This window comes from Acaryochloris sp. IP29b_bin.137 (assembly GCF_028285745.1).
Taxonomy (GTDB): domain Bacteria; phylum Cyanobacteriota; class Cyanobacteriia; order Thermosynechococcales; family Thermosynechococcaceae; genus Acaryochloris.
Map to the genome: position 1 here is coordinate 1 of NZ_JANQOP010000112.1, position 16089 is coordinate 16089.

15 protein-coding genes and 1 pseudogene are annotated in these 16089 nt (G+C 47.9%); 12 read left to right on the forward strand and 4 right to left on the reverse strand.

Translation table 11 applies throughout. The annotated features are described in order from the left end of the window. The first annotated feature begins 171 nt into the window (after positions 1–171). Positions 172–432, forward strand: coding sequence for a hypothetical protein (locus tag Q0991_RS08575; RefSeq protein ID WP_299487415.1), 261 nt, complete (start codon positions 172–174; stop codon positions 430–432). A gap of 86 nt (positions 433–518) precedes the next feature. On the opposite strand, the gene Q0991_RS08580 is transcribed toward Q0991_RS08575, so the two are convergent. After that, a complete protein-coding gene (locus Q0991_RS08580; protein ID WP_299487418.1) occupies positions 519–1031 on the reverse strand; it encodes a hypothetical protein in 513 nt (170 codons plus the stop codon). A 425-nt stretch (positions 1032–1456) separates the two neighbouring features. On the opposite strand from Q0991_RS08580, the gene Q0991_RS08585 reads away from it, so the two are divergent. From Q0991_RS08585 to Q0991_RS08600, 4 genes are all read left to right on the forward strand, one after another. Then, positions 1457–1771, forward strand: coding sequence for a DUF2282 domain-containing protein (locus Q0991_RS08585; RefSeq protein ID WP_012163454.1), 315 nt, complete (start codon positions 1457–1459; stop codon positions 1769–1771). 70 nt (positions 1772–1841) lie between these two features. Continuing rightward, positions 1842–2672, forward strand: a complete 831-nt coding sequence (locus tag Q0991_RS08590; RefSeq protein ID WP_299487424.1) for a DUF692 domain-containing protein — start codon at positions 1842–1844, stop codon at positions 2670–2672. After that, positions 2648–3457: a DNA-binding domain-containing protein gene (locus Q0991_RS08595; protein ID WP_299487425.1), complete on the forward strand. Its 810-nt coding sequence runs from the start codon at positions 2648–2650 to the stop codon at positions 3455–3457. The genes Q0991_RS08590 and Q0991_RS08595 overlap by 25 nt, the downstream gene beginning before the upstream one ends. Before the next feature lie 6 nt (positions 3458–3463). Then, positions 3464–3913, forward strand: a complete 450-nt coding sequence (locus Q0991_RS08600; RefSeq protein WP_299487427.1) for a hypothetical protein — start codon at positions 3464–3466, stop codon at positions 3911–3913. 61 nt (positions 3914–3974) lie between these two features. Here Q0991_RS08600 and Q0991_RS08605 read toward each other — a convergent pair whose 3' ends face one another. Then, positions 3975–4466 (reverse strand): DUF29 domain-containing protein, encoded by a 492-nt coding sequence (locus tag Q0991_RS08605; RefSeq protein ID WP_299487429.1) that lies wholly within the window; start codon positions 4464–4466, stop codon positions 3975–3977. 261 nt (positions 4467–4727) lie between these two features. On the opposite strand from Q0991_RS08605, the gene Q0991_RS08610 reads away from it, so the two are divergent. The 5 genes from Q0991_RS08610 to Q0991_RS08630 all read left to right on the forward strand — a co-directional run bounded on the left by Q0991_RS08610 (position 4728) and on the right by Q0991_RS08630 (position 11963). Continuing rightward, positions 4728–5093 carry a metalloregulator ArsR/SmtB family transcription factor gene (locus Q0991_RS08610; RefSeq protein WP_299487431.1) on the forward strand — a complete coding sequence of 122 codons (366 nt, stop codon included), beginning with the start codon at positions 4728–4730 and terminating at the stop codon, positions 5091–5093. Between the two features lie 85 nt (positions 5094–5178). Continuing rightward, positions 5179–5796: a cation transporter gene (locus Q0991_RS08615; RefSeq protein ID WP_299487433.1), complete on the forward strand. Its 618-nt coding sequence runs from the start codon at positions 5179–5181 to the stop codon at positions 5794–5796. A 697-nt stretch (positions 5797–6493) separates the two neighbouring features. After that, a complete protein-coding gene (locus Q0991_RS08620) occupies positions 6494–8668 on the forward strand; it encodes a glutamine synthetase III (protein ID WP_299487435.1) in 2175 nt (724 codons plus the stop codon). Positions 8669–9105: 437 nt separating this feature from the next. Beyond that, entirely contained in the window at positions 9106–10164 is a 1059-nt protein-coding gene (locus Q0991_RS08625) for a potassium channel protein (RefSeq protein WP_299487437.1), read from the forward strand. Further along, positions 10161–11963: an ammonium transporter gene (locus Q0991_RS08630; protein ID WP_299487438.1), complete on the forward strand. Its 1803-nt coding sequence runs from the start codon at positions 10161–10163 to the stop codon at positions 11961–11963. Before Q0991_RS08625 ends, Q0991_RS08630 begins: the two co-directional genes overlap by 4 nt. A gap of 225 nt (positions 11964–12188) precedes the next feature. On the opposite strand, the gene Q0991_RS08635 is transcribed toward Q0991_RS08630, so the two are convergent. After that, entirely contained in the window at positions 12189–12776 is a 588-nt protein-coding gene (locus Q0991_RS08635) for a TetR/AcrR family transcriptional regulator (RefSeq protein WP_299487439.1), read from the reverse strand. Between the two features lie 156 nt (positions 12777–12932). On the opposite strand from Q0991_RS08635, the gene Q0991_RS08640 reads away from it, so the two are divergent. Both Q0991_RS08640 and Q0991_RS08645 read left to right on the forward strand, forming a co-directional pair. Continuing rightward, positions 12933–13505, forward strand: a complete 573-nt coding sequence (locus tag Q0991_RS08640) for a hypothetical protein (RefSeq protein ID WP_299487440.1) — start codon at positions 12933–12935, stop codon at positions 13503–13505. Between the two features lie 56 nt (positions 13506–13561). After that, a complete protein-coding gene (locus Q0991_RS08645) occupies positions 13562–14119 on the forward strand; it encodes a hypothetical protein (RefSeq protein ID WP_299487441.1) in 558 nt (185 codons plus the stop codon). 259 nt (positions 14120–14378) lie between these two features. Here the strand turns inward: Q0991_RS08645 and Q0991_RS08650 are convergent. Then, positions 14379–16089 (reverse strand): annotated as a pseudogene (locus Q0991_RS08650) (hypothetical protein); the annotation flags it as partial.

Consider the following 16089-nt stretch of genomic DNA (forward strand, 5'->3'; position numbering starts at 1 on the left):
AGGTGGGGCCAAGCTAGTCCAAGCGCAAAAAAGTATCAGTGGTTCAGCGCTGGCTTGGAGTCCAGATGGTCAGACCCTAGCCTTAGGGGGCCAGCAAGGGGAATGGCAGCTTTGGACCCAAAGTGCACGAGGTCAAGGATTTCTCTAGTTGTTGAATGGGGAGTATTGCTAATGGATTTGTTTAAAGCATCCGCGCCTAAAGCGGACCCAGAACAGATTGAACGACTGAAAGCCTGGGTGTATGAAGGCTTTGCGGTTCCTGCTGATATCCCAGTATCCATTAGTCAGTTGGCCTGTCATGAGCCGGGTTGCCCACCCATAGAAACGGTGATTGCGATCATGACCCAGCCCCCTCAGCAATATAAGCTCCATCAGGCTGTTCATGAGATTGCCCAGCCAGATATTGATGCTCTCTGTAAATCTTTGGGTTAGGGTCTGGTGTATTTTATTTGGTCAGTGATATAACGCCCCGTGGCCTGAGCCAGCGGGGCGTTATGATTTATGAGGGCTGAGCTGTATTAGTTGGCGCTATAAGGCAAAGATGAATGGTGCAGATTAATCTTTAAATTGCCGTTTTCATCTTTAACGTAACCAAGGGTAAACTCCACTTTTACTTCTTCACCATCGGTTTTGGTGAAGAAGTAATTTCCCATTGCTACAGCTGAGTCATCGTCAATAATGATGCCTTCATTTTCCCAGCGAACTTTAGTGTAAGGTGCAAGGGCAAACCCCTTATCTTCTTTCAAATCTTGACCAATGAAATAGGATAAGGCTTCTTGTTTGGTCCCTCGGAATTGATCCTCAGACGCTAAGGTGGGCTTGAACAAAACGGAACCCATATCAAACCCATAGAACTTATCAATATGGGCGATGGCTGCTTGTTTAGGGTCTTCAGCTTTGCCGATTTCTACAATGCCATTACCCCATGCGGCTTGCGCTGCTTCAACTTCTTCAGTGGTGATATCGGAAGCGTAAGCGCTTGCAGGGATGAGGATACTCGCTAATGCAAGAGTTAATGCTTGTTTCTTCACTTTTATCTCCAAATAAATAAAAAAACTTAAGCCTGTGCTGATTTTTCAGCCAGGCTTTAAGGATATGAACTGTCCCAATTTTATAAGATTTAAGGAATTTTTTATTTTTGATCCACGGTGTAATTGTGAGGAAAGTGCAGTGATATTTTCAAAACTGCTGTCGTTCCAGGTCGTGAGATTGCGATGGCCGTTAGCGTACTGTCGGGTCGTCCGCAGGACTTAGCTCCTTTTTAGGAGACAGACCGGTCGGAGACCATTGCAATACTTCAAACGCTCTTGAGACAACGAATCTGGTTATAAATAACGATAAACTCGAAAAATCTACATCCAAAGAAAGGAGTTACTCGTATTCTATATGTGAGCAACAGCCAAGCGTCGGCTTACGCTGCTCAACCAATGCAAACTCCTAAAAGGAATTCTCCATTATGAAAACGACGACTAAAGCCGTTGCTGTTACCACCGCTTTATCCGGTGTGCTAGCCCTCGGTCTAGTGGCAACCCAATCGGATGATGCAGTGGCTGGTAAGCCCGGTTATGAAAAATGTGCGGGTATCGTCAAGGCTGGTCTCAATGACTGTGGTACTAGCAAGCATGACTGCTCTGGTAAAGCCACCGTTGATAACGATCCAGAAGAGTGGATTTATGTACCAGCAGGTACCTGCGAAAAGATTGTTGGATCTACATTGAAAGAGGCTGCCCCCCCTGCTGAAGCGGTTGAAGAAGGCAAGAAGGAAGGTTAGGTCGCTTCAATTATGCAAAGTTTGAGTGCCTGCTTTTCACAAGCAGGCACCTTACGTTTTGGAGTATTTTATGGTTGCAATGACTGCAATTCAGGGTGCTGGGATTGGGTTGAGATCGCAACATTACACCCATATCCTCACCCATCAACCGACCATACCCTGGCTAGAAGCCCTCTCCGACAACTATCTGGGGGGTGGTTTGCCCCTGTATCATCTGGAACAAATTCGAGCTCAGTATCCGATCACCCTCCATGGCGTTAGTCTGTCCTTAGGGTCAGCGGATCCGCTGAATATGAACTACCTGACTCAGCTGAAACAGCTGGCGGATCGGATTGAGCCAGTCCACGTCTCCGATCATCTGGCCTGGGTGTCCGTCAACGGCCATTACTTTAATGATTTAGCGCCGTTGCCCTACACTGAATCAGTGCTCCATTACGTTGCCGAACGGATTCTGCAGGTACAGGACTTTCTCGGTCGCCGGATTTTGATTGAGAACCTATCGCCCTATCTCCAGTTTCGCCACAATAGCTTAACCGAATGGCAGTTCTTGGCCGCCCTCTTGGATGAGGCCGATTGTTATTTGCTGTTGGATATCAACAATGTCTACGTCAATTCCACCAATCATGGGTTTGACCCCTTGGACTATCTGAACGCGCTGCCTGCCGAACGGATTAAAGAGCTCCATCTGGCAGGTTACGAAGAGCAAGACCACTTTTTATTTGATACCCACGGCTATCCGGTCCAGCCTGGGGTTTGGGAGCTATATCAACAGGCCCTTCAGCGATTTGGTCCAGTGCCAACACTGATTGAATGGGATACGGATATTCCCAGCTTTGATGTTTTGATGGCCGAAGCCCAGCAGGCCGACACCTATCTATGTCAACACCACCTCCAGAATTAAGGGAGTTACAGAGGTTGTTTTATGGTGCGATCGCAACCAAAGACGCCGACAGCATCCAACAGCTCCAACCTCAAATGCTCAGCACTGAACACCTCTCCTTCGAACGAGGTTTATCGGCTTACCAAGGCAGCGTCGTCGGTAAATTGAGCCGTGCCCTCGAAGATATTTATCCCGTCTGTTGTCGGTTGGTAGGGGTCCAATTTTTTACCGCCATGGCTCGGCAATATATCCGCCGACATCCATCCCAAACCCCTGACCTCGGAGATTATGGGGAACAGCTCCCGGCCTTTATCGCGCAGTTTGAACCGGCGGCTTCATTACTCTACCTGCCGGATGTGGCCCGCTTAGAGTGGCATTGGCACCGCATTTTTAACAGTGCAGACCAACCGGGTTTAGATTTGGCTGCCTTAGGGCAAGTGCCGCCTGACCGTTGGCCCGAATTAGTGCTCCAGCTCCCCGACCATAGTGTGTTGATGACCTCTCCCTATCCTGTTCACCGAATTTGGCAAGCCAATCAGGTCGATGCCGCCAGTAACGAGACCATCGATTTAAATGAAGGCGAGGTGAATCTGTTTCTCTGGCGAGACCAGTATGAAACTCGCATTGATTTGCCCAATTCTGCTGAGTGGCAGCTCCTACAAGCGTTTGCTTCTGGTGCTCCATTTGGAGAGATTTGCGCCCAGTTTGAGCACAACGACGAAATTGACGTGACCGCCCTGCTGCCGATCTGGGTTCAGCGGGGATGGATAACCGGATTCACTCTCAGCTTAGATAAGAATAGTTAGGCTCCCATGGAAGCTTTCAATCAAATCAACAGCAGTCAATATCTGTACCTCGAATCAATTACCGAACCCGAAGATAATACTCTACGTCTAGTCTTAGCCGAAGCTAAAGCGAATGGCCCAGAGCATGACCTGGAAATAGCTGGCACAACAATATCTGGGCTTCGTAACATTGAAACCACTGAAGGCTGTGCTATTTATGAAATATTTTTTGCTGAGTACATTTGTTACAACGTCACGAACGAGTCTTATGCTGATAATGCACCTCAAGACACATATGTAGGCAAGTTGGCTCGCCTCTACAAAAGTTCGGCCTATATAGCGTTTATGGAGGTTAGCACGTTCGCGACTTCTGACTACCCAGGTCCATTCAGCCACTATGGTTTTTGTTGTCTAAATCATTGCGTTGATGTTATTTCAACCACAAAGCCGCAGATTGTGCGTCGTGTTGTAGCCTAACAAGGGTCTGCAAGGGACGCTCGCGCCCCTGAGACCAATTTGTTTTGTTAGGTGGCAGTTGTTATTCGTCTGGTAGAAACTCAGCATCCATCATCTGCTCTGACGTGTAAGGGGACTCCACAGGAAAGGTTTCTAGAGGAAGTCCTGTTTCTTCTGCTGCTTTGTTACGAGCCTGTTGGTATGTCTTATCAAAAATCTGTGGATAGAAGTTCTTAAGGCTGGGACTGTCTTCTAGGGTGTCCTGTATGCGAAGACGATGCTCAATGATAGTCCCGCGCCAGCTATTACTCCGTTTACTGGGTTGGTACTGCCACTTGAGTAGATGCATGAAAAGAACACGGAGATTACTTCTCAATGCATTCTTTTCATGGCGTCCCAAACTCTCAACCTCTTCAATCAAATTCTCAAGATCTAGCTCACTAAATTGACCTTGCTTCAGTAGCTCAGCCGTTTTATCGATCCATTCAACGAAATCAGTTTCATAGAGAAATTCGTTAGATCGATGATCGCTCTCACCAGATTTTCCAGGGCTAGGGAGTTGGGTGCTGGTCATATCGTCACCAAAACTTTGGTTACATCACTAATCTGACACATTGACGAGTAGTTCTGGATCACAAAAATCCAGACCTTTGATTAGACTGGTTTATCTCCTAAATTCGCAAAATCTACTTCTAAGCGATTGTGCCTCAACTTAAACCTGCGTGTACCCTGGACAGAGGTATCTGCGATTTCATCCCTGCAGATAGCGGTAACAACGCCTCAACAGTTGGCCGTTAAAATCTAAGGGCAGGTAAGGCGTAACCCCTTAAAATTTGTGACCCAGACTAAGCCCACAGATATATGCCAAGTCCGTTGTTTTAACCAGGACTTGGTCAACCAAGCGAATGAAGCACTGCCGGGAGAAGATCTGCTAGTGGAAGCTCAAGTGCTGTTCAGTGCGTTAGCCGATCGGTCCCGGTTAAAGATTTTGTATGCCCTGAGCGAGGGGACAGAACTTTGTGTTTGTGATGTGGCGTCTTTGCTAGAAATGAAGATTGCCACGGCGTCCCACCACTTACGAAAGCTACGGGATCTCCAAATTCTGAAGTATCGCAACGATGGCAAATTAGCGTACTACTCTCTCAAGGATCAGCGCGTCGCAGAAATTCTTCACCATGCTCTGAATCAGTTAGTCGAGTAAGTCATTCTAATATTGGCTTGAATGTTTTATTTGGGTACAGTAACATTCTAATACTGCTTTGAATGTTTGAACGTGGAGAGTCGCTATGAGCGATCATTGCTGCCAAGCCAAAGCCAATGCATTGTCAAAGCTGAGAAAGCAACAGGCAAAAGTGCTTTGGGCTGTTCTGCTGATCAATCTCCTGATGTTTGTGGTTGAATTTGGAGCGGGAATTCGAGCAGAATCTCTCTCCCTTACAGGGGACTCGTTAGATATGCTCGGCGATGCATTGGTCTATGCCAGCAGTCTGTATGTCCTCAACAAGAGCATTAAAGCCCAGGCAGGAGCTACTTTTCTCAAGGGTCTGATTATGTTCCTATTGGCGATTGGCGTTTTTGCCAGGGCTAGCTATCAACTATTAGCAGGCGCGAGTCCAGAAGCCTCAACCATGGGCCTAGTGGGCATTATTGCTTTACTCGCAAATTTGCTCTGTCTCCTGTTTTTGACTCGACATCGGCAAGATAATCTCAATATGTCTTCGGTCTGGTTATGTTCTCGTAACGACATTATCGCCAACACATCTGTATTGGCAGCAGCAGGATTAGTCTCCCTAACACGGTCTATCCTGCCGGATTTAGCGGTGGGTATGCTGCTAACGGTCGTTTTTACCCAGTCTGCAGCAAAAGTGTTGTCACAATCTTGGCGACAGATGCAACAAGTCTAAAATCATCAAGCTTAAATAAGCCAACGTTCCTTCACCACTTTTGATGAATAAACTATTCGATTTCAATACTGCTCAAGGATACAATTTCGCTGATCATATGTGGGCTTTTGGCTTGATTGTGGCATTTATTTTAGATGAGTCGCTTTACAATCGAACTCGAACTTTTTATCGTTCTTTACTGCAAATACATTAAAAAAAGCAGTGCCATTTTGAACTCTTTCAAGAAGACAAAAACTCTACAAAATATTAATAAACCCTAGCTTCAAAATTGGCCATTTTTTTGAAAAATTGAAATCTTCGATCTACCTATTTCGGCTTTATATGGACATAAGTTCAGGTATTTGTAGTTCTCAACACAGAAACTATTGAGTTTTTATGGCAGTAATAAAATCAATTCAGGCCAAGGCTTGAATTACTCCAAATTTATTGGCGTTACTGAATTTATTAACTCAGCCTGTTGGGAATGATAGATTAACTTTTATTAAAGCTATTTTTCTGTTGCTACAAGGATCAGTTTCTCGATTCAGATAACGCCATTTTTCTTTTCTACTGAAAGCTTCCTGGATTTTGTGCATCTAGCTTATCCACCCCAATGCAGCCTGAGAGAAATCTCTGATTAGCACTTTGGTAGCGTTGCTATCTATTTTAATGATTTGTTTTGATTACCATCGGGAAGTTCGAGTCCTGAGGAATCACTATGAGTGGAAATGAAGCCCGAGTCCTAGCTGTTCACCAAATCACCAATCGGGAATTGATGCCACCCAAGCCTCCAGAGTCTTTAGAGGAAATTTGGGCAGAGAACGTCTTTAACTTGAGTAAAATGCAGGCGAGCTTGCCGAAAGTCGTCTTCAAATCGATCAAAAAAACGATTACGACGGGCGACAAGCTCGATCCATCCGTGGCAGATGCCGTGGCGACAGCGATGAGAGATTGGGCACTTGCCAAAGGGGCTCTCTACTACGCCCACGTGTTTTATCCCATGACCAACCTGACAGCAGAAAAGCATGATGGCTTTATTTCCGTCCAAGGGGATGGCAATGTTATTTCAGAATTCTCTGGCAAGGTGCTCGTTCAGGGGGAACCGGATGGGTCCTCCTTCCCCAATGGTGGTATTCGGGACACCTTTGAAGCTCGAGGTTATACGGGCTGGGATGTCACGAGTCCTGCCTATATTATGGAAACGGATAATGGAGCCACCCTTTGTATTCCCACAGTGTTCGTCTCTTGGACTGGGGAAGCATTAGACAAGAAAGTTCCCTTATTGCGCTCCATCGCCGCCATGGACAAAGCCGCTAACAAGGTGTTGAAGCTGTTGGGTCATGCGGATATTGCCCACGTCAATTCCAGCTGTGGCGCTGAGCAAGAATATTTCCTGGTCGACGCCAACTTTGCCAGTCAAAGACCCGATTTGATGTTGGCAGGGCGAACGCTTTTTGGTAAAGCCCCAGCTAAGGGACAAGAATTTGATGACCATTACTTTGGAGCGATTCCAGAACGGGTTCAGGTGTTTATGCAGGATGTGGAGGAAACCCTCTACAAACTGGGTATTCCTGCTAAAACCCGCCATAACGAGGTTGCCCCAGGACAGTTTGAAATTGCCCCTTTCTTTGAAGCCGCCAATGTGGCCAGCGACCATCAGCAATTGATTATGACGGTCCTCAAACATACGGCTAAAAAACATGGATTTGTCTGCTTACTCCACGAAAAACCCTTTGCCGGGATTAACGGATCTGGAAAACATGTGAATTGGTCTGTAGGCAATTCAACCCAAGGTAACCTGCTGGATCCGGGAGATTCTCCCAATGAGAATGCCCAATTTTTGATCTTCTGTGGTGCTGTGATTCGGGGTGTTCATAAATATGGCCCCTTGATGCGGGCTGCGATCGCAACCGCCAGCAACGACCACCGCCTAGGTGCAAATGAGGCTCCCCCTGCCATTATGTCCGTCTATCTCGGCACCCAATTGGAAGAGGTATTTGAGCAAATCAAAAATGGCTCAGTGACGGAATCTAAGCACAAAGGGGTTATGGATTTAGGCATCGATGTCCTCCCTCCTCTGACTAAAGACGCAGGCGATCGCAACCGCACCTCGCCCTTTGCCTTTACCGGCAATCGGTTTGAATTCCGAGCCGTTGGGTCCAGCCAGTCCGTCTCCGGTCCCCTAATTGTTCTCAACACCATGCTGGCTGACTCCTTAGAGTGGGTTGGCAATCGTTTAGAAAGCGAATTATCCAATGGACTCGATCTGAATGCAGCCATCTTGACCGTGCTCAAAGAAGTGATGGAAACCCACGGTGCAGTGGTGTTTGGTGGCAATGGCTATTCTGAAGAATGGCACAAAATGGCCGTTGAAGAGCGCGGCCTAGCTAACCTACCCACCACGGCTGATGCCTTACCCTTTCTAAAAGCAGAATTCATTGAAGATCTATTTCAAAAAACAGGCGTCTTAACTCCTGTTGAATTAGAAAGTCGCTTTGAAGTCTATGCGGAGCAGTACATCCTCTCCATTGAGGTAGAGGCCAAACTGGTGATCAGTATGGCCAAAACCATCATTTATCCAGCGGCGGTTGAGTACTTATCCAAACTGTCTTCGACGTTCTCCAGCTTGGCCGATTTGGGCATCGAGTGCGACAAGGCCAGTGCCAAGACGATTGCCGAACTCACCAATTCCATGTCTGCGGCTACAAGTAAGCTAGCTACAGCTATGGAGACCCATGAGTTTAGTTCAACTGAAGATCAGATGATGTATTGTGCCAAAACCATTCGTTCGCTGATGGATGAGGTGCGTGCCTATGCTGATGCGTTAGAAGGTGAAATCGCGGATAGTTTCTGGCCCTTGCCCACCTATCAAGAGATGTTATTCATTAAGTAGTTTTCTACTTAAGCCAAAGAACAATGAGAAACTCACTTGGGGCTTGCTTCAAGTGAGTTTCCAAAGCAGAACGTAAACAAGTTCAGCTTGAAGGTATGGCTAGTAGGGATTGAAGGGGTCAAGTGGCAGAGGGAAGTGAGTCATAAAAGCGAAAAATAGGCCAGATTTTTCTTCTAAAGTCTCTGATACCTCTGCGATGAAGCCTGAGGACAAGGAAAAGCCGCAGCCTAAATCTAAGAAGAAAAAGTCAGGCTTAGTCAACAACAGAAAGCTAGCCTGAAGCCTCCAAAACGCAAAGTGTTTCACTATATGTCGGAAGCAGAAAGCAGCTTCAAACTTCCTAAGAAAAACGAGGAATACAGTGGGCACCAGTTTACGAAATTAGCAATACAAGAGTGATACTGCGGGCTTTCCTGGCTAGGGACAGGATTTAATCCATGCATAGGGCCTTTCAACGAATTCGCACGGGGGTAACCCTATTTGCGATCGCAATTCTCACCTCCGTCATCGGTTATGTCGCCCTAGGCTGGCCCGTCATGGATGCGATCTACATGGTCGTGATTACTATCTTTGGCGTTGGGTATGGCGAAGTTCGGCCTCTAGAAACACCTGCCGAACGGTACTTCACCATTTTCGTAATCGTTGCTGGCACCTCATCCGTTGTCTATATCGTCGGAGGCTTTGTGCAAATGATCACAGAAGGGGAGTTAAATCGCGCCTTTGATACGCAACGGAAATCTCGGATTATTGCCAAACTGAAAGACCATGCCATTATTTGTGGCTATGGACGTATCGGCCAAGTGTTAGCGAAACAGCTAGACCAGGCCCAGCAGGCTTTTGTGATTATAGATAACAATTCTGAACGGATAAAAACTGCTGAGGCCAAAGGATATCTGGTGCAGACGGGCAGTGCCACCGATGAAGTGACTCTAGAGGCTGCAGGGATTAACCAGGCTAAGGTTTTAGCCACCGTCCTCCCGGACGACGCCACGAATGTATTTATTGCTTTAACGGCCCGCGGTCTGAATCCCCAGCTCTTGATTTTGGCCAGAGGTGAGTCAGCGGAAACGGAGAAAAAGCTGCGGTTGGCAGGGGCTGATCATGTGGTGTTGCCCTCCAGCGTCAGCGGCCATCGGATCGCCAACTTGATTACTCAACCCACCGTTGTCGATGTTCTTTCCCAGACGACTGAACGACATGCCTTAAATGAGATGCTCACCCAGCTCAACCTCACAATCGATGAGCTGATGATTCAAGAGAATTGCTTTCTACTGGGTAAAACGATTGGTGAGGTAGAAGTCCGGGGGAAAGGGCGATTTGTAGTAATTGCCCTCCGACGCCGAGATGGCACCACCATTAATCATCCTGAATATGGTCTGGTTTTAGTTTTGGGGGATGTGTTGATTGTCCTGGGCCATCAAGGAGATCTACCCAAATTTGCTAGCCGCTATGAGCTGATATCTGAACTATCCAATCCAAAAGTTGAGACCCGATGATTGATCTACTGTGGATGCTGCTCTGTACTGGCTTGGTGTTTTTGATGCAAGCCGGATTTATGTGTGTGGAGTCTGGCCTCACGCGATCGAAAAATAGCATCAATGTCGCCGTCAAAAATATGGCTGATTTTGGTCTATCGGTGGCTCTATTTTGGTGTTTTGGCTATGCCCTGATGTTTGGCGCATCCCAAGGGGGCTGGTTGGGTGGGTCGCGGTATTTCCCGTCCGCTGAGTCCAGCCCAAAACTCATTGTTTTCTTTTTATACCAGGCCATGTTTTGTGGCACCGCCACCACCATTATTTCTGGAGCTGTGGCAGAGCGATTACAATTTGTCGCTTACCTGATCATTGCCGGTTTGGTGTCCAGTCTGATTTATCCGCTCTTTGGCCATTGGGCCTGGAATGGTCTGGTGGAGAACAATACTGGCGGGTGGTTGGAAAATTTAGGGTTTATTGATTTTGCTGGATCCACCGTTGTTCATAGCGTGGGGGCTTGGGTGAGCCTGGCTACCTTGATCATTGTCGGGTCTCGTCAAGGACGATTTTCGGACCAAGGGTCGACTCAGATCCAAGGCTCTAACTTACCCTTTTCGGTCCTTGGAGCCTTGCTGCTCTGGTTCGGCTGGATTGGGTTCAATGGCGGCAGCACCTTGGCTCTCAATGAACAAGTGCCTGGGATTATCCTGAACACCATGATTGCGGGCATTGCTGGCATGGTGACGGCAGCCCTTTTAAGCTGGCTCCAACACCGCCTTCTAGCAGTGGAATCCTTGATCAATGGCACTTTAGCGGGGCTAGTCGCGATCACTGCCTGCTGCCATGTTGTGGCAACACCGTTGGCTTTTGTCGTCGGGAGTACCGGGGCAGCCGTCGCCCTATGGGTCTCCTATGGGCTGAACCGATTGCGCATTGACGATGCAGTGGATGCTGTCGCAGTGCATGGCGGGGCGGGAGCCTGGGGCACGCTCTGTGTTGCCCTTTTTGGCCAGTTAAGTGAGACAGAAGTGAACCGTGCCAGCCAACTGTTGGTGCAACTGTTAGGGATTGGGGTTTGTTTTGCTTGGGCCTTTGGCCTTTCCTGGTTGATCCTATCCGCGGTCAATCGATTTCTACCGTTGAGGGTCAGCGCTGAAGATGAGCGACTGGGTCTCAATATCTCTGAGCATCATGCTAAAACCGATACCTATGAACTGTTTCAGGTGATGGATCAGCAGGCCAAAACCTCTGACTTGAACTTACGGGTTCCCGTTGAGCCTTTTACAGAAGTGGGGCATATTGCGACTCGCTATAACCAAGTCATCGATTCACTGGCTCGTAATCACCAGGAGAGCGCTGAGACACTGGCCCAAATTTATATGATTACAGCTGCCTCAGCCGCTGTAGTTGAAAATCAGCTATTTGACCCCCATGCACTGGATTTGGATGAGATTTGCGATCGCGATGATGAATTAGGAACTTTGGCTCAGGTATTACAACAATTAGTCACAGCAGTCCATCAACGGGACCAAGAACTAGCAACCATTAAAGCTCAATCTTTACCCGCGCCAGTGCAGACATCAGAAGTGAGAATGGGTTCGGCAGAATCAATGGGCGGGGCGATTGTAGAAATTTTGATGGTTCGTTTTGGGGCTGTTTCTCCTCAGATCATTGAGGAGGTGGCTACCCTCTCTGATGTACATCATTTGAAGACAGTCCTGAGATGGGCAATGACTACAGATTCCATCGCCGATTTTCAAGCCGGAATTCACCGACAGTTGGGCTCAACTTCTGACAAGGCCACAAGCGTAGATATTCAGTAAACAACTCATTCTGAAGTATCTGATTTTGCAAGCAGGAACAGCATTGTCACAATTCTGGCGGCAGATGCAACAAGCCTAATCGCCGTTTTATAGAGATTCGTGTAATTTGGGGTCACGTTGACCTTAAAGCTTTTTATATCGGTACTTTCAGGCTTGGATTCGCTTAGTTTTCTGAGATGTCGGAGATTAATTTAAGGATCTCTGCCCGTTCAACTCAAGTCATCTTCAACGGCTATCTGTCACCATACCTGCGATGTACCGATTAATGACTGCCTCTTGCTGATCAGGGCTTAGATAGTCAACCTGGATCAAGGTATCTATACCAACACCATTGACAAGGGCAAGTAGGGCATTTGACTCCACTTGGGGCACAAGTTCTGGCCGAATAAGACCATTGGATTGGAGAGCTTGCAACTCTTGAATAATGACTGCCCGTAGCTCAGCGGCACTCTGTCGATGCTCTTCCATCAACCCATCGCGGCCAACGGCGTAGCCTAAAAAAGCAACCCACACCCGGAGGATTTCCTGCCGTTCTTGATCCAGCGGTAGAAAGGACAATAGCATTGTTGCCAATCGATCAATCCCCTCAACATTCTCGATCGCCGACTGCATCATCACTTTCAAGCGTTCTGTGACTTGATGCAAGGCAAACAGAATTAGCTCCTGCTTGTTGCGGAAATAATGAGTGACGACCCCTGTTGTGCAATTCATTTCCTGTGCGATCGCACGCATACTGGCACGGTCTAACCCCTCCCGAACGATGACACGCCAGGCGGCTTCAGAGACTTCAAGACGGCGGTCTTGCTGAGACATAAACGTTAACTACAACGAAGTACAGAACAACTCGATTGACAAATATCATAACAGTCATTATGTTAGTTACATAACAACTGTTATGACGCTGCGAATATGAAAGTTCCAATTCAAGCCTCAATACAATTCGAGCCACAAGAATGCTGGCCTAGTCCAATGCCTCGCCCTGGTCTCAGGGGGCAATTAGATCGCTTCATTGGTCCTGGTGCTACTACTGCCGAGATGATTCTTCAGTTTGTACCTGCTGTTGCGGCCGCGATCGCAGCTCCAGCCTACGCGGTGACATTGCCAATTGAATGGACGCCCTTGCAACTGGGACTCATTTCGGTCTTGGGTTTCGACTTTATTGGGGGTGTTCTGACTAATGCAACGGCTGCTGCTAAGCGTTGGTATCACCGACCCAGCCAAGGATGGCAACAGCATCTCGGTTTTGTAGCCCTGCATGTGCTCCATATTGGCCTCGTCGCGCTGCTCTTTCGGGGTGGTGATGGGTCTTTCTTTGTCGGTGTATCTGGCTATCTACTAGGGGCATCGATGTTGATCTTGAGCTGCCCGCTGTATCTCCAGCGGCCTATCGCTCTGGGGCTTTATGTTATGGCGCTGCTGGGTGAGCGCTATTACTTCACAACCACCCCTGGTTTGGAGTGGTTTCTCCCCCTATTATTCCTAAAGCTATTAATTAGCCACCTACTGCATGAAACACCCTATCGCCCAGGGGAAAACCGGTAGGTCACCCGTTGTTTTTGAGTTCAAGTTCTTTCTTCTTCAGATATGAGGATCTCACTATGACCACTATTATTTCGTCTCATTACCAGCCCGCTCAATTTCCAAAAGCTACCCAGTATGGTGTGACCGCTCTACTTGCACTTTCATCGGTTTTACTCACGAGCTTGGTGCCTGGGGGACCCATTGAAACCCGCAGTTTTGCCCACATCAATCCCTTAATTTTGGGGGGCTTTAATACCTTTCTAACCACTTTGAGTCTAGTGAGCCTGTTGTTGCTTTACTCTGTCTGGCAACGTCAGCACTGGGCATATGCGGCATCGGCGATTGCTGGTCTGTCCTATTTTCTGGTGTATGTACTTGATTTAGGTTGTCTGTTCCCAGTGTCCCCTGATGCGATGCCTACCGCTCTATTTGTGATCGAAGTTCTCGGAACTATTGTTTCATTACCTTTAATGCTCGTTTCAGTGCAGGGAGTAAGGTTCCTTAGAGAGCAATCCGGCGCTCCAGTGGGCAGCAACTCCTTTAACCAAACCAAACAGGTTGCGACGGCAATTGCTATCACGCTGCTTGGGATTGGCATTATCACCTTTGCCACTCGCTCTGCGATGGGGCTTTGATTGAGAACGATCCTATTAGTCTGTCTTAGCGCAAATTTGTCATCAGGTTGGGTAATGGGTGGAATTTACCCATTACTCATTACCTCAATCGTCCTTGCACCACCAGCCTGAGGTTTCATATAGGTGCAGCAACGAACATACGACTTCGTATTTAGCTCAATCTTGTGCACAGTTTGGACGTATACACACTCCATAGGGGAACGTCATTAGGATCCGTTCCCGCTGACGAGGTCATTGTTTTACGAAGCAGCTTCTCATCCTAAGGACAACTAGCCACATTCGTAAAAGGAGGAAGCGGGGTGCCAGGAGGAACCAAAGTACCATCGAAGCTAAAGATGGCATTGTTATTGTTGGTACTGACATTAGGTAAATCAACCACTTGGAACGTGGTACTTCCGGAGTCCAAGTTGAAGTCATTGCCTCCCATACCTGCGAAGTTAGGGTTGCTGCTGAGATTGCCTGAAATCGATGTGCAGATGAGATTGCCGCCAGTATTCTCAATCTGCACACTGTTTCGTCCAGCTTGAGAAATCGTGTTGCCTGAAATCGTGGTGCTGTCCAAGCTGCTGTCATCGTCTATACGCACATTGATGCCATCTGCATCTTCTCCTTGGGTGGAGATGGTATTGCCTGAAATCGTAGTGCTGTCCAAGCTGCTGTCATCGTCTATACGCACATTGATGCCATCTGCAAAGTCTCCTTGGGTGGAAATGATATTGCCCGAAATTGTGGTGCTGTCCAAGCTGCTGTCATCGTCTATACGCACATTGATGCCATCTGCATCTTCTCCTTGGGTGGAGAGAGTATTGTCCGAGATGGTGGCGCTACCCAAGCTGCTGTCATCGTCTACATGCACATTGATGCCATCTGCAGAGTCTTCCTGGGTGGAGACGGTATTGCCCGAAATCGTGGCGCTGCCCAAGCTGCTGTCAGAGTCTACACGCACATAGATGCCATTTGCAAAGTCTCCTTGGGTGGAGAGAGTATTGCCCGAAATTGTGGTGCTGACAATACTTCCGCCGATGGAGATGGTGTTGCTAAATGCACCACCGCTTGAAGTACCCACATAGATGCCATCTGCAAAGTCTCCCTGAGTGGTAATGCTATTGCCAGTAACTGTAACGCTGCCAATGCGTCCACCATTGAGGGTGCTATTTGTGGTGGTATTTGCAAATTCGGTGCTGATTAAAGATGCAACATTGATTCCGTCCGCAAATTGTCCCTGAGTAGAGATGTCGTTGCCTGCAACAGTAATGTTGTCAATACTCCCAGCAGAAATGGTGGTGTTGCTAAAGCTACCCCTAATTGGGACGGTCAGTTGAATGCCATCCGATCCATCCCCAGCCGTAGAGATGGTATTGTCTGAAATGTTAGCAGTGCCCAGTTTGGCATCCCCTGTCTCGCTGAGGACGATGGCCAGAATTCCTTTGGCATCCGTGCCTGAAGTAGTAATGATGTTGCCTGCAATCGTGACACTCGTTAACGTGACATCTTCGAGGTCGATTTCAATACCGTGGGCTCCATCGGTGAGAAAATCGGCGCTTGATTCAGTGGTGTTAGTCGTGTTCCCGCTAGTGGCAATCTGGTTGTTGATAATTTCAGCGGAACCACTGACATTCTGCAAACGGATGCCGGAGGCATCGTCTCCACTCACTACAATCTGATTGTCCTGTACCGCTACATTCTGAACCCCAACCGCCTCCACCCCATTGGCCCCATTGGGATTAATCGCAAACCCTGACAGCAAGGTATTGTTCCTCATGGTCACCGTCCCCGTCACCGTGGGGAACTGACCACTTCCAGATGCAGGGAGTGGGACTGTGCCCAGGTTGAGGGTACTGGGTGCGGATAACTGTGAAGCAATCGGCGAAACTTCAATCCGTTGAATCGGTCCTTGAGACCGCACCTGGACATTATCAGGAACTGTAAAGGCTGGAATCTGTGGATTGGTCCCTTGAGCCACATAGACA

Bases quoted from the DNA above. Each gene is read 5' to 3' on its own strand.
- Q0991_RS08575 (WP_299487415.1), top strand. From the start codon at position 172: ATGGATTTGTTTAAAGCATCCGCGCCTAAAGCGGACCCAGAACAGATT.
- Q0991_RS08585 (WP_012163454.1), top strand. From the start codon at position 1,457: ATGAAAACGACGACTAAAGCCGTTGCTGTTACCACCGCTTTATCCGGT.
- Q0991_RS08590 (WP_299487424.1), top strand. From the start codon at position 1,842: ATGGTTGCAATGACTGCAATTCAGGGTGCTGGGATTGGGTTGAGATCG.
- Q0991_RS08595 (WP_299487425.1), top strand. From the start codon at position 2,648: ATGTCAACACCACCTCCAGAATTAAGGGAGTTACAGAGGTTGTTTTAT.
- Q0991_RS08600 (WP_299487427.1), top strand. From the start codon at position 3,464: ATGGAAGCTTTCAATCAAATCAACAGCAGTCAATATCTGTACCTCGAA.
- Q0991_RS08605 (WP_299487429.1), bottom strand. From the start codon at position 4,466: ATGACCAGCACCCAACTCCCTAGCCCTGGAAAATCTGGTGAGAGCGAT.
- Q0991_RS08615 (WP_299487433.1), top strand. From the start codon at position 5,179: ATGAGCGATCATTGCTGCCAAGCCAAAGCCAATGCATTGTCAAAGCTG.
- Q0991_RS08620 (WP_299487435.1), top strand. From the start codon at position 6,494: ATGAGTGGAAATGAAGCCCGAGTCCTAGCTGTTCACCAAATCACCAAT.
- Q0991_RS08625 (WP_299487437.1), top strand. From the start codon at position 9,106: ATGCATAGGGCCTTTCAACGAATTCGCACGGGGGTAACCCTATTTGCG.
- Q0991_RS08630 (WP_299487438.1), top strand. From the start codon at position 10,161: ATGATTGATCTACTGTGGATGCTGCTCTGTACTGGCTTGGTGTTTTTG.
- Q0991_RS08635 (WP_299487439.1), bottom strand. From the start codon at position 12,776: ATGTCTCAGCAAGACCGCCGTCTTGAAGTCTCTGAAGCCGCCTGGCGT.
- Q0991_RS08640 (WP_299487440.1), top strand. From the start codon at position 12,933: ATGCCTCGCCCTGGTCTCAGGGGGCAATTAGATCGCTTCATTGGTCCT.
- Q0991_RS08645 (WP_299487441.1), top strand. From the start codon at position 13,562: ATGACCACTATTATTTCGTCTCATTACCAGCCCGCTCAATTTCCAAAA.